Genomic DNA, 12,345 nt, shown 5'->3' on the forward strand with positions numbered 1-12,345 from the left:
GTGGGGGCGTTGGGTTTCGACCCCCCCCCGGCCCCGGGGGCGGGGGCCGGGGGGGGGGGGGGGGCGCCCCCCCGGTTTCGGGAAGGGGCGGGTAGGGGAGAGGGCCCGCCGCAGGCGCCCCACCCACCCCCACCCCGTATCGTGTTCCCCACCCGGGAACCCCACTTTCCGCACGTCACAGCCGCTCCACAGCCGCAGCGGCACGCAACGCAGCACCCGCACGAGGAGCCGTACCGCCATGGCCGAGCCCGCAGACCACGCCGACCGCGCGGGTCACACCGATCACGCCGACCACCCCGCGTACCCCGTAGGCCTGCGCCTGCACGGCCGCCGGGTCGTCGTCGTCGGCGGCGGCCAGGTCGCCCAGCGCCGACTGCCGCAGCTCATCGCCACCGGTGCCGTCATCACCCTGGTCTCCCCGTCCGCGACGCCCTCCGTCGAGGCCATGGCGGACGCCGGGGAGATCCGCTGGGAGCGCCGCCGCTACCAGGACGGCGACCTCGCCGACACCTGGTACGCCCTGATCGCCTCCTCCGACACCCCGGCCAACGACGCCGCGTCCGCCGAGGCAGAGCGCACCCGCACCTGGTGCGTCCGGGCCGATGACGCCGAGGCCGCCACCGCCTGGACCCCGGCCACCGGACGCAGCGAGAACGTGACCGTCGCCGTCCTCACCACCACCTCCCAGGGCCGCGACCCCCGGCACTCCGCCGCCATCCGCGACGCCATCGTCGAGGGCCTGCGCGACGGCACCCTCACCGCCCCGCACCACCGCACCCGCGCCCCCGGCGTCGCGCTCGTCGGCGGCGGCCCCGGCGACCCGGACCTGATCACGGTGCGCGGCCGCCGCCTCCTCGCCGAGGCCGACGTGGTCATCGCCGACCGCCTCGGCCCCCGCGACCTGCTCGACGAACTCCCGCCGCACGTCGAGGTGATCGACGCGGCGAAGATCCCGTACGGGCGGTTCATGGCCCAGGAGGCGATCAACCAGGCGCTCATCGAGCACGCCAAGGCGGGCAAGTCCGTGGTCCGGCTCAAGGGCGGCGACCCGTTCGTCTTCGGCCGCGGCATGGAGGAGGCCCAGGCCCTGGCCGCCGAAGGCATCCCCTGCACGGTGGTCCCCGGGATCTCCAGCACCATCTCCGTCCCCGGAGCGGCCGGCATCCCGGTCACCCACCGGGGCGTCGCCCATGAGTTCACCGTGGTCAGCGGCCATGTCGCCCCCGAGGACCCGCGTTCGCTGGTCGACTGGGAGGCCATCGCCCGGCTGCGCGGCACCCTCGTCCTGCTGATGGCCGTCGACAAGATCGGCGCCATCGCCGCCGCCCTGATCGCCCACGGCAAGGACCCGGCCACCCCGGTCGCCCTCGTCCAGGAGGGCACCACCGCCGCCCAGCGCCGGGTCGACGCGACCCTCGCGGACGTCGGCGAGCGTGCGGTCGCCGAGGACGTGCGCCCGCCCGCCGTGATCGTCATCGGCGAGGTCGTCGCGGTCGGCCCGGACTCCGCACCGAGGACGGCCCCGGCCGAACAGCCGACGGAGAAGTAACCCGCGGTTACGTATCTCGTTCCCAGGCGTTGGCACCACACACCGGACAAGGCAGTATCACCCTGTGGCAGAACTCATCACCGTCGACGACCCCGACGACCCCCGGCTGAGCGACTACATCGGCCTGACCGACGTCGAGCTGCGACGACGACGCGAACCCGCCGAGGGCCTCTTCATCGCCGAGGGCGAGAAGGTGATCCGACGCGCCCGGCAGACCGGGTACGAGATGCGGTCCATGCTGCTCTCGGCCAAGTGGGTCGACGTCATGCGCGACGTCATCGACGAGGTTCCGGCCCCGGTGTACGCCGTCGCCCCCGAGCTCGCCGAACGGGTCACCGGCTACCACGTGCACCGCGGGGCGCTCGCCTCCATGCAGCGCAAGCCGCTGCCCGCCTCCGACGAACTGCTCGCCACCGCACGCCGGGTGGTGGTCATGGAGTCGGTGAACGACCACACCAACATCGGCGCCATCTTCCGCAGCGCGGCCGCGCTCGGCATGGACGCCGTCCTGCTCTCACCGGACTGCGCCGACCCGCTCTACCGGCGCTCGGTCAAGGTCTCCATGGGCGCGGTCTTCTCCGTGCCCTACGCCCGGCTGGAAGCCTGGCCCAAGGGGCTGGAGACGGTACGGGAGGCCGGCTTCCGGCTCCTCGCCCTCACCCCGGACGCCAAGGCCACCAGCATCGACGAGGCGGCCCCGCACCGGTTGGAGCGGGTGGCGCTGATGCTCGGCGCGGAGGGCGACGGGCTGTCCACGCAGGCCCTGATGGCCGCCGACGCATGGGTCCGCATCCCGATGGCGCACGGCGTCGACTCGCTGAACGTGGGCGCGGCGGCAGCCGTCGCGTTCTACGCGGTGGCCACGGGCCGCCCGGAGAGCTGAGCACGGACAAGCCGCCGCAGGGGCCCCGACGTACAGGGGCTCCGGCGTCAGGACGACCGTGCCGCCCCTTGCACACCCCGGACCGGATGATCACCGGAGCCACCGGGACTGTCCTGCCACGCCTGCCAGGCCTGCGCCCGAGGCGCACGGTCCGGCTGCTCGCTCCCGCCGAGACCTCGGGCCGGCCCCTGGCAACCCTGCGCCGCCGCGATGCCCAGCGCCACCAGCAGCGTCACCACGACGAACACCACCAGCCGCTGACGCAGCAGCCGCGGATTGGCCGGACGCCGCCCCGCCGAGGTCGAGCGGCCCCCGGAGCGGGTCCCGGGCCGGCCGTTCGTCCCGGCCGGGGACCCCTGCCGCTTCCCCCCGGAACGCGTCGTGTTGCGTGACGCCTGCTGCGGGCGCGAGCCACCGGTGCGCGGCGGACCCGAACGCGCGGGCGCGCCGCGCCTGCCCGGCTGGGGGCGGGAGGCGGACGGGCCATCGGAACGGCGGGTGTGCTGTTCGGCGTACGGATCGGCCATCCGCCCGGTCGGCCGGTCGGCGTCCTGGGCGGAGCGCTGGACGGGCGGCCGGCTCTCGTGCAGCCCCTGCGCCTCGCGCGCCGCGATCTCCTTGAGCCGCATGGACAGTTGGAGCGTGCTGGGCCGCTCCTCCGGGTCCTTCGCCAGACAGGCGCGCACCAGCGGGGCCAACGCGTCGTGGACATCGTGGAGCTGCGGCTCCTCGTGCACGACGCGGTACAGCATCACCTCGGAACTGCCGTGCCCGAAGGGGGAGTCGGCCATCGCCGCGTACGCCAGCGTCGCGCCGAGCGAGAAGACGTCCGTCGCGGGCGTCACCGCCGCGCCCCGCACCTGCTCGGGCGCGAGGAACCCGGGCGACCCCACCGCCGTACCGACATGGGTGAGCGTGCTCGCCCCGGTCGCCCAGGCGATGCCGAAGTCGATGATGCGGGGGCCCTTGGGGGAGAGGAGGATGTTCGACGGCTTCAGGTCGCGGTGGACCACCCCCGCCTCGTGCACCGCCACCAGGCCCTCGGAGAGCGCCGCCCCGATCGAGGCGACCTCGGCGGCGGGCAGGGGGCCCTCCTCGGCGACCTTGTCGTGCAGCGAGGGGCCGGGCACGTACTGCGTCGCGAACCACGGGCGGTCCGCCTCCAGATCGGCGGCGACCAGCCGGGCCGTGCAGCCGCCGCGGATCCGCCGGGCCGCCGACACCTCGCGCGCGAACCGCGAGCGGAACTCCTGATCCTCCGCCAGGTCGGGCCGGATCACCTTGAGCGCGACCCGCTGGCCGCGCCGGTCGGAGCCGAGGTAGACGACGCCCATGCCACCCGCGCCGAGCCGCCGGTGCAGCCGGAACGAGCCGACGAGACGCGGGTCCTCGCGCCGGAGCCGCATCATCGCCATCGTCTGCCCATCCCCGCTGCCTGGTCCGCCTGACGAGGCACAGCTTACGTACCCCGCGCCCGGCGCGCTCAGAGGCCGCGCCCTCACCGGGGATTCGATTGTCCGTGCCGTACGGGAGAGATGAAGAGGGGTCAGGGCGCAGCGGATCCGGGCCTCTCGGCCGGCCGGCCCGCTCAAGGGGCCACCGGGCAAGGGGGATTGGATCACTGCGGGAACGGCGGACCGCGGTCGTCGTGGAGGCGGTGACCACCGTCCCGGCATACCGGGTGGTGGTGTCCCGGGCGGCCTCCGGCACGGGGGCGGCCGCCCGCCGGGGGCGGTGGGCGTGAGTGAAGTCACCCACCGGGCGCACCCGCGCGGCCGACGGGCACGTACCGAAGCGCCTACCGACCACGTACCGCATCAGGTACCGGGCACCTGCCGGACCGGCCCCGTGCCCCCTCCGGGATGACCCCAACCTCCGGTGGTCCGTCTCCACCCAGGGGAGTACGCCGATCGACGACGGCTCATCCTCCGGGAGGCCCGGGATTAGGTACGCGGGCATGACGCCCCGTGCTCGCCGCTTACCTAATGTTGAGATCAAGCGGCGGGCGCAGCACTCGTCCCCCGAGGTCACACGCTCGCCGCCCCCATTCAGGTCAGGAGAGGAACCATGTCGGACACGGCAACGCGGACGATGGTCCGTATGCAGGGACGCAAGGCGTACGCCGCGTTCGGCGCCCGTTCGTCCGGCACCCGTCACCCCTTGGTGGCGACGGCGATGGTCCTTCCCCTGGCGGCCCTGCTCGTGGTCGCCTTCGGCGGCTGGGACGCGGTGGTCACACAGGCGTCGTCCGTGGCGGTGATGCTGGGGCGCTGAGCGGCGCCCGGGGTCCGGAAGAGCGGTCCGGACCCACACATCCGGCCAACAGCCCCGTGGGGACGGGGGTGCGGCGGACGGCAGCGTTTGTCCGGTCAGCTGGGGAGCTGACCGGGCATCGCGCTGTCCGGACCCGCTCGCGCGTTACGCTCACCGCGTGCCCGGTGCCACGGCCGGGCCGACCGCCGCCGGGGGAGCCGTTGACCACCACCGAGACCTCGGTCGTCCATGACCTGGGCACCCTCGCCCACCGCCTCGCGCACCCCACCAGGACGCGGTGCGGGTGCGAGCCGCCGCAGGTCCTCGCGGACCGGCCCGACGGCACGGTGGTCCGCAGCGGCGCGATCGTGGCGAAGGCCCACGCCGCCGACACCGACCGCGAGGCGCTGGCGGCCCGGATCGCCCTGGCCGCCGCCCCGCGGCTCACCGGGATCCTGCTCCCGCCGCTCACCGCCCCGGAGCGGTCGCCCACCGACTCCGGGCACCCGGAGCCCTCCGGCACCCCCCGGCGGCCAGGACCCTCCGAGCACCCCGCGTCCGCGCCCGCTCCCCGCCCGGTCACGCTCTGGCCGTTCGGCGCGCCCGTCGACCCCACCGACCCCGAGGCGGCTCCCTGGGCCGAGGCCGCCGTGCTGCTCGCCCGCCTCCACCGGACGGAGCCCCCGTTCCGGCTCCCGCCGATGCGTGGACCGGCCAAGGCGGCGCGGGCCGTCGCCCGGATGCGCGCCGCCCTTCCCGGCGACCCGGCCGTCCTGCCCGTGCTGGCCGGCTGGCGCGCCCTGCCCGCCTGGGCCAGGGGCGAGGCACCGGTGCCCGCCCGGAGGGCCGGCTTCCTGTGCCACGGGGACCTGCACCTCGGCCAGCTCGTCCGCCATCCCGCGCCGGACGGGCCCTGGCTGCTCATCGACGTGGACGACGCGGGGGTGGGCGATCCGGCGTGGGACCTCGCCCGGCCCGCCGCCTGGTACGCGGCCGGGCTCCTGGCGCCCGAGGACTGGTCCGCCTTCCTGGACGCCTACCGGTCCGCCGGGGGACCCGCGGTTCCCCCGACCGGGGACCCCTGGCCCGAACTGGACGTCCCGGCCCGCGCGCTGACGGTGCAGACGGCGGCCCTCGCCCTGGCCAAGTGCGCTGCGGAGAAGCGCGATCCGGACGAACTCGAACAGTTGATGATCGAATCCTGTGCCCGAATCGCTACGCTGCCGCCCGAGTTGGCCGCCGACCCCGCGTCGTAGGCTGAACGGACCGTGGCCGGGCAGACCTTCCGACATTCCGGCGACGGCACAACGAGGGCGAGGAGCCGAGCCGATGATGCAGTGTCCGAAGTGTCACGCGCCGATGAACACGTACAACCGCAACGGCGTCCAGATCGAGCAGTGCAGTGGCTGCCGGGGGATATTCCTCGACTACGGCGAGCTGGAGTCGCTGACCCGCCTGGAGTCCCAGTGGTCCCAGCAGGCTCCGCCCGCGCCCCCCGCCCCCGGCGGCTACCCGGCCGCTCCCGCCCCGCAGGCGTACCCGGCCGCCCCCGCCGCCCACGCCCCCGCCTGGGGTGCGCCGCAGCACGGCGGGCACTACGGCCACCGCCGCCAGAAGGGCTTCGGCCGGATGCTGTTCTCGTCCTGATCGTTCCTGAGCGTTCCTCCGTGGCCCGAAGGCCGGCCATCGCGCCGCCGGGCCACGGAGGGGGCCGACCGCAAGCAAGAGGAACGAAAGAACCCCCGGTCGTGGAGACGACCAGGGGTTCTCGGTGGTGCGCGATACTGGGATTGAACCAGTGACCTCTTCCGTGTCAGGGAAGCGCTCTCCCGCTGAGCTAATCGCGCAGGGTGAACCTGCGTGTACTGCGTGCGCGATACTGGGATTGAACCAGTGACCTCTTCCGTGTCAGGGAAGCGCTCTCCCGCTGAGCTAATCGCGCGGGGATCCTTGCGGACCGATGATCCTTGCGGACCAGTGGACGATACTGGGATTGAACCAGTGACCTCTTCCGTGTCAGGGAAGCGCTCTCCCGCTGAGCTAATCGTCCTTGGAGGTGGAGACGGGATTTGAACCCGTGTAGACGGCTTTGCAGGCCGTTGCCTCGCCTCTCGGCCACTCCACCAGGGATGGGGGCTCGGGAAAAATCCCCCACCTTCTGCGAGCGGACGACCAGGTTCGAACTGGCGACCTCAACCTTGGCAAGGTTGCGCTCTACCAACTGAGCTACGTCCGCTTGTCTTTCCCGGCCCGCTTCCGCGTCCCGGCGACGTGTTGAACTCTAGCGGATTCCTGGGCCAGCACAAAAACGCGTTTGTGCAGCGTGCTGCGGTGACCTCGCCCCGACGCAGGTCACCGCACACCGTCCTAGACTCATTCGCGTGTCCGATCTCGCCCCCTTGGCCCGCTTCGACGGCCTCATAGCCTCCGGTCTGCAGGATGTGACCCACGATCCCGCGGCTCTTGACTCGTCCGGTTTCTGGGCGGTATCCGCCGATTTCGAGGGCCGTATCGTCTGTGCCCGCTTCTCCGACGTACGCAAGGAGACGGTGCCCGCTCCCGTGCCCGGAGCCTGGCGCGGGCCCGGCGTCGGGGACTGGTCCTCCTCGCTGGACCGTGACGCCTACACGGCGGGCGTACGGCGGATCCGTGAACACATCGCGGCGGGCGACGTCTACCAGGCCAACCTCTGCCGCGTGCTGTCCGCGCCGCTCCCCGGCGGCGGGGCCGGGGCCGACGTCGATGCCCTGACCTCGCTGCTCGCCCGCGGCAACCCCGCCCCGTACGCGGGAACGATCCGGCTGCCCGGCCACGGTGTGGAGGTCGCCACCGCGTCCCCGGAACTCTTCCTGCGTCGCGACGGGCGGACCGTGGAGTCCGGGCCGATCAAGGGCACCGGGCGGACCGAGGACGATCTCCTGGAGAAGGACCACGCGGAGAACGTGATGATCGTGGACCTGGTCCGCAACGACCTGGGCCGGGTCTGCGCCACCGGAAGCGTGAGCGTGCCCGATCTCTGCGTGGTGGAGAAGCATCCGGGCCTCGTCCACCTCGTCTCCACCGTCCGGGGCCGGCTGGCCGACGGGGCGGGCTGGCCCGAGCTGTTCGCGGCGGCCTTCCCGCCCGGCTCGGTCACCGGGGCGCCGAAGTCCAGCGCGCTGCGGATCATCGCCGAGCTGGAGCGGGCCCCGCGCGGGCCGTACTGCGGTGCGATCGGCTGGGTCGACGCCGACCGGGGTACGGCCTCGCTCGCCGTCGGGATACGGACCTTCTGGATCGACCGCACCGGCCCCGCGCCGCTGCTGCGGTTCGGGACCGGCGCCGGGATCACCTGGGGATCCGACCCGGAGCGCGAATGGGACGAGACCGAACTCAAGGCCTCCCGGCTGCTCGCTGTAGCGTCGGGTGCGCATCTGGAGACAGGAAGGACCGCGCTATGAGGATCTGGGTCAACGGCGGACTGCGGAGCGCCGACGACGCCCGGCTGTCGGTGCTCGACCACGGGCTGACCGTGGGCGACGGCATCTTCGAGACGGTGCGTACGAGCGAGGGGCGCCCCTTCGCCCTGACCCGGCACCTCGACCGCCTCACCCGGTCCGCCCGGGGCCTGGGCCTGCCCGACCCGGACCACGACGAGGTCCGGCGCGCCGCCGCCGCGGTCATCGATGCCAACCCCGTCCCCCTGGGACGCCTGCGGATCACCTACACCGGCGGTCTTTCCCCGCTCGGCTCGGACCGGGGCACCGACGGGCCGAGCCTTGTCGTCGCCCTCGACGGGGTGAGTCGCCGCCCGGACAGCACGGCGGTGATCACCGTCCCCTGGACGCGCAACGAACGCGGCGCGCTCGCGGGCCTGAAGACCACCTCGTACGCCGAGAACGTCGTCGCCCTGGCACGGGCGCGGGAACGGGGCGCGTCCGAGGCGCTGTTCCCCAACACCGTCGGCCGCCTCTGCGAAGGCACCGGCTCCAATGTGTTCGTCGTCCTGGACGGCCGCATCCACACCCCGCCGGTGGCCTCCGGCTGTCTCGCCGGGATCACCCGCGCCCTGGCGGTGGAGTGGACCGGGGCCGAGGAGACCGACCTCCCGATGGACGTACTCGCCGAGGCCGACGAGGTGTTCCTGACCTCGACGCTCCGCGACATCCAGGCGGTGCACCGGGTCGACGACCGCGAGCTGTCCCCGGAGACCGGACCGGTGACGGCGAAGGCCATGCGGATCTTCGCCGAGCGGGCCGGCGACGACCTCGACCCGTAACGGGCTCCGACGGCCGACGGGTTCCGGCGGCGTCGACGGGTCCCGCGCGGCGTCAACGGGTCCCGCGCGGCGCCGAAAAGCGCGTGACGGGGTGTCGTGCAGGGGATACAACCCTTTGATGACCACGACACTCCGGCCGTCCGGGCCGCTTCAGCAAGGCGCCGACGGGGCGCGGGCCCGCCAGTACGACGTGTGCGACAACGGGCGGCCCGTCGGCACCGTCGCGATCAGCACCGACGACGCGTTCGGCGCGACCGCCGGGGTGCTGGGCTCCCTCAGCGTGGAGGAGTCCCGGCGCAGACGCGGCCGGGGCACCATCGCCGCGCTCGCCGCCGAGGAGGTGCTGCGGGGATGGGGCTGCACCCGGGTACGGGTGGAGGTCCCCGCCGGCAACGAGCCCGCCCGATGCCTCGCGGCCGCCCTCGGCTACACCGAACGCAGCCGCAACATGGTCAAGGACCTCGGCCCGGACCCGGTCCCGCTGCCCACCGGACTCACCGCGCGGGCGATGAGCGAGGAGGAGTTCGCGGCCTGGCGGCAGGACGCGGTGCGGACCTTCGCACAGGACTGGATCGACCGCGGAGTGGAGCCCGAGCAGGCCCGGCGCAAGTCCGAGACCGACCACGCCGCCCTCCTGCCGGACGGACTGGCGACCGAGGGGGTGCGCTTCGAGGTGCTGGTGCACGCGGGCGAGGTCGTCGGCCATGTGTGGGTGGCCCGGCGGGAGCTGCCGCCGGGCGGCCCGGCCGGATACGTCTTCGATGTCGAGGTGCGCGAGGAACACCGGGGCCGGGGTCACGGCCGGGCCCTGATGCTGCACGCCGAGGACATCACCCGCGGCTCGGGCGCGAACCGCCTCGGCCTGCACGTCTTCGCCTCCAACACCCCGGCCCTGCGGCTGTACGAGTCCCTCGGCTACGCGACGACGCGGTACAACCTGGCCAAGACGTTGTAGGGCTTCCCGGCCGGTCCGCCGACCGGTCCACCGGCCGCTGCCGGTTTCCCGGCCGGTCGGTGCCCGGTCAGCTCTGCGCCCGGTCAGCTCTGCGCGGCCAGGGTCCGGTCGACGATCTCCTCGATCCGCTCGCGCAGCCCGTCCTGGCTCTTGCCGCCGTCCAGCCGCTCGTCGCCGATCACATAGGTGGGCGTGCCGGTGACGCCGATCGCCTTGGCCTCCGCGTGGTCGGCGTCGACGATCAGCAGATGCCGGCCGTCGATCAGCGCGGTGTCGAATTCCTCGACGTCCAGGCCCAGTTCGCGTGCCACGTCCAGGAGTACCGGCTCGCCCGTGCGGCCGAGGTCGGCGGTGCGGGACAGGAGGGCCTCGATGTACGGCCAGGCCTTGCCCTGGTCCGTCGCCTCCTCGGCGGCCTGGGCCGCGGCGTAGGCGTGCTGGTGCTTCTCCAGCGGGAAGTGCCGCAGCCGGATCTCGACGCGGTCGCCGTACCGGGCGCGCAGGGCGTGCACATCGTCGAGGGCTCGGTGGCAGTCGGGGCATTCGAGATCGCACCAGAGGTCGAGGACGACCGGTGCCGCGGGGGTGGAATCGCTCATGCGGCCAGTCTTCCAGGCGGGGCGGGCGCGTCCCAATCGGGACCGGGACACCCCCTGGGGAGGAGTCCGGCCCTGAAATGTCCCTGAAGTGAGCCGCCGCCGTGGCCCCGGCGGCGGTCGTCGGTGCAGGATGGAAGGGACGTACCCCCTGCGCCTGGAGGCCCTGATGCTTGCCGAGACCATCTGTTCCGCGGTGTCGGCGGCCGGCCTGGGCATCGCCGCGGTGACCGCGTACCGCAAACGGTTCCTCACAGCGACGAGGATCGCCGCCTACTCCCTCGTCCCGGTCGGGCTCGTGCTGACCGGGGTCGTCGAGTGGGTCGCCGGGATCGCCTTCAAGCCGAGTATCTGGCTCGGCTTCGGGGTGCTCGGCCTTTCCTGGCTGCTGTTCATGACCACCCGCGCCATCGAGCGCCGCAGCGGCAGCACCCGCGCGGAACGCAAGGCCGCGCGGGCCGCCGGGCGGAACGAGGCGGTCGCCCCGGCCGCCTCCGCCCCCTCGCTCGGCGCCGGCGCCACGGCCGGACCGGCGGCGGCCGCGAAGCCCCAGCCGCAGCCGCAGACGAAGTCGAAGAAGAAGCAGGAGGCCGCCGCGCCCGGCGACGACTTCAGCGACATCGAGGCGATCCTCAAGAAGCACGGCATCTGAGAAGCGCGGCATCCTGGCCCGCCGGTCCGAATGCCTGACGGCGACCCGTACGCCGGAGCGAATATCGATGGCCACGGGACGGTGAACTCCCGGGGGAATGCCCCCGGTTGATCGCCAACCCGGCGGCGAGTGCGTCATGATCACCCCGAGATGGTGGACACTTCCCGGGGCGATGCCCCCGCACCCCCCGCCGAAGAGCCCCGCGGCTGTCTCTTCGCGCTCTCCCAGCCGCCCCTGATGATCTTCCTGACGGTGATCGGGGGTCTGCTGCTGATGGCCGCCCTGCACGATCTCTTCGTGCTGTGACGCGTCGGGCGACCGTGCGGGGCGGGGCGGACGTCAGCCCGCGGCTTCCTTGCGCCGGGCCCGGTAGGCCGCGACGTGGAGCCGGTTCCCGCACGTACGGCTCGAGCAGTAGCGGCGGGAGCGGTTGCGCGACAGGTCGACGAACGCGTGCCCGCAGCCCGGCGCCTCGCAGCGCCGCAGCCGCTCCTGCTCGCCCGCCACGATGATGAAGGCCAGCGCCATGCCGCAGTCGGCCGCGAGATGGTCGGCGATCGAGGCGTCCGGGGCGAAGTAGTGCACATGCCAGTCGTAGCCGTCGTGGTCGGTGAGCTGCGGGGTGGTCCCGGCCGCCGCGACGAGCCGGTTGACCAGGTCGGCGGCGGTACGGGGGTCGGGCGCGGCGAAGACCTCGGCGAACCGGGCCCGTACGTCGCGCACGGCGGTCAGGTCCCTCTCGCCGAGCGCGCCGACCCCGCTGATGAGATGCCGCTCGGCGAAGGCGTACAGCGCGGGGACATCGACGAGACCGTCCTCGGATCCGCCCGTGAGCCCGTCCGCGGGGTCGTCCCGCGGCGGCCGGCTCTCCGGTGCGGTGTTCACCAGATCGACCACCGTGTCGAGGGCGATCCGGGTGTCGTGAGGGATCAGCACGCTTCGCTCCCTGGCCTTCCGGCGGGCGGGCGCCTGCCGATGGCGGCTGACTCTACTGGCTCGCCCCACCGGTGCCGGGTCCGGCGTGGGCCCGGCAGGGAGCGGAATCGGTCCCTCCGGCTCCCGGTGGGAGCAGGGGTCCCGCGAGCGCACCGGCGCCGCCGTCGCGGTGGATTCCGCGACGACGGCGCCGGTGTCTGCCCTATGCGGTTGTCGGCACGACGTCGTCTCCCCGAGTCGACGGCGTCGAGCGGCTCTCTGCC

The 12,345-nt window shown here is 73.6% G+C and carries 13 protein-coding genes and 5 tRNA genes; 10 read left to right on the top strand and 8 right to left on the bottom strand.

All coding sequences use genetic code 11. The features are described from left to right. Positions 1-238 precede the first annotated feature (238 nt). Complete coding sequence (gene cobA, locus ACIQPT_RS30540) at positions 239-1,549, top strand: uroporphyrinogen-III C-methyltransferase (protein ID WP_401160542.1); 1,311 nt, start codon at positions 239-241, stop codon at positions 1,547-1,549. 64 nt (positions 1,550-1,613) lie between these two features. Further along, positions 1,614-2,432 (top strand): TrmH family RNA methyltransferase, encoded by an 819-nt coding sequence (locus ACIQPT_RS30545; protein WP_401160543.1) that lies wholly within the window; start codon positions 1,614-1,616, stop codon positions 2,430-2,432. A 47-nt stretch (positions 2,433-2,479) separates the two neighbouring features. Here the strand turns inward: ACIQPT_RS30545 and ACIQPT_RS30550 are convergent, their stop codons facing one another. Further along, complete coding sequence (locus tag ACIQPT_RS30550) at positions 2,480-3,847, bottom strand: protein kinase (RefSeq protein WP_401160545.1); 1,368 nt, start codon at positions 3,845-3,847, stop codon at positions 2,480-2,482. Between the two features lie 652 nt (positions 3,848-4,499). Here ACIQPT_RS30550 and ACIQPT_RS30555 point away from each other — a divergent pair. The 3 genes from ACIQPT_RS30555 to ACIQPT_RS30565 all read left to right on the top strand — a co-directional run bounded on the left by ACIQPT_RS30555 (position 4,500) and on the right by ACIQPT_RS30565 (position 6,332). Then, positions 4,500-4,706, top strand: a complete 207-nt coding sequence (locus ACIQPT_RS30555) for a hypothetical protein (RefSeq protein WP_401160547.1) — start codon at positions 4,500-4,502, stop codon at positions 4,704-4,706. 200 nt (positions 4,707-4,906) lie between these two features. Continuing rightward, positions 4,907-5,941, top strand: a complete 1,035-nt coding sequence (locus tag ACIQPT_RS30560) for a phosphotransferase family protein (RefSeq protein WP_401160549.1) — start codon at positions 4,907-4,909, stop codon at positions 5,939-5,941. 73 nt (positions 5,942-6,014) lie between these two features. Then, on the top strand, positions 6,015-6,332 hold the full coding sequence (locus tag ACIQPT_RS30565; RefSeq protein WP_401160550.1) for a zf-TFIIB domain-containing protein: 318 nt from the start codon (positions 6,015-6,017) through the stop codon (positions 6,330-6,332). Positions 6,333-6,457: 125 nt separating this feature from the next. Here the strand turns inward: ACIQPT_RS30565 and ACIQPT_RS30570 are convergent. The 5 genes from ACIQPT_RS30570 to ACIQPT_RS30590 form a co-directional block, all read right to left on the bottom strand. Next, positions 6,458-6,532 (bottom strand) — tRNA-Val (locus ACIQPT_RS30570). Between the two features lie 23 nt (positions 6,533-6,555). Next, positions 6,556-6,627, bottom strand: a tRNA-Val gene (locus tag ACIQPT_RS30575). A gap of 36 nt (positions 6,628-6,663) precedes the next feature. Continuing rightward, a tRNA-Val gene (locus tag ACIQPT_RS30580) sits at positions 6,664-6,735 on the bottom strand. 1 nt (position 6,736) lies between these two features. Next, positions 6,737-6,810: transfer RNA gene (locus ACIQPT_RS30585), tRNA-Cys, on the bottom strand. Between the two features lie 38 nt (positions 6,811-6,848). Continuing rightward, positions 6,849-6,921: transfer RNA gene (locus ACIQPT_RS30590), tRNA-Gly, on the bottom strand. A gap of 145 nt (positions 6,922-7,066) precedes the next feature. On the opposite strand from ACIQPT_RS30590, the gene ACIQPT_RS30595 reads away from it, so the two are divergent. The 3 genes from ACIQPT_RS30595 to ACIQPT_RS30605 all read left to right on the top strand — a co-directional run bounded on the left by ACIQPT_RS30595 (position 7,067) and on the right by ACIQPT_RS30605 (position 9,898). Then, on the top strand, positions 7,067-8,125 hold the full coding sequence (locus tag ACIQPT_RS30595; RefSeq protein WP_401160552.1) for a chorismate-binding protein: 1,059 nt from the start codon (positions 7,067-7,069) through the stop codon (positions 8,123-8,125). Beyond that, positions 8,122-8,943, top strand: a complete 822-nt coding sequence (locus ACIQPT_RS30600) for an aminotransferase class IV (protein WP_401160554.1) — start codon at positions 8,122-8,124, stop codon at positions 8,941-8,943. Before ACIQPT_RS30595 ends, ACIQPT_RS30600 begins: the two co-directional genes overlap by 4 nt. A 118-nt stretch (positions 8,944-9,061) precedes the next feature. Further along, on the top strand, positions 9,062-9,898 hold the full coding sequence (locus ACIQPT_RS30605; RefSeq protein WP_401160556.1) for a GNAT family N-acetyltransferase: 837 nt from the start codon (positions 9,062-9,064) through the stop codon (positions 9,896-9,898). Between the two features lie 83 nt (positions 9,899-9,981). Here the strand turns inward: ACIQPT_RS30605 and ACIQPT_RS30610 are convergent, their stop codons facing one another. Continuing rightward, on the bottom strand, positions 9,982-10,497 hold the full coding sequence (locus ACIQPT_RS30610; RefSeq protein ID WP_401160558.1) for a DsbA family protein: 516 nt from the start codon (positions 10,495-10,497) through the stop codon (positions 9,982-9,984). Positions 10,498-10,663: 166 nt separating this feature from the next. Between ACIQPT_RS30610 and ACIQPT_RS30615 the strand changes: the two genes are divergently transcribed. Then, positions 10,664-11,146, top strand: a complete 483-nt coding sequence (locus ACIQPT_RS30615; protein WP_401160560.1) for a hypothetical protein — start codon at positions 10,664-10,666, stop codon at positions 11,144-11,146. 150 nt (positions 11,147-11,296) lie between these two features. After that, entirely contained in the window at positions 11,297-11,452 is a 156-nt protein-coding gene (locus tag ACIQPT_RS30620; RefSeq protein ID WP_164494018.1) for a hypothetical protein, read from the top strand. A 33-nt stretch (positions 11,453-11,485) separates the two neighbouring features. Here the strand turns inward: ACIQPT_RS30620 and ACIQPT_RS30625 are convergent, their stop codons facing one another. After that, complete coding sequence (locus tag ACIQPT_RS30625) at positions 11,486-12,082, bottom strand: CGNR zinc finger domain-containing protein (protein ID WP_401160561.1); 597 nt, start codon at positions 12,080-12,082, stop codon at positions 11,486-11,488. Positions 12,083-12,345 lie beyond the last annotated feature (263 nt).

Origin of the sequence: Streptomyces sp. NPDC091289 (genome assembly GCF_044757365.1) — a bacterium.
Classification (GTDB): Bacteria; Actinomycetota; Actinomycetes; order Streptomycetales; family Streptomycetaceae; genus Streptomyces.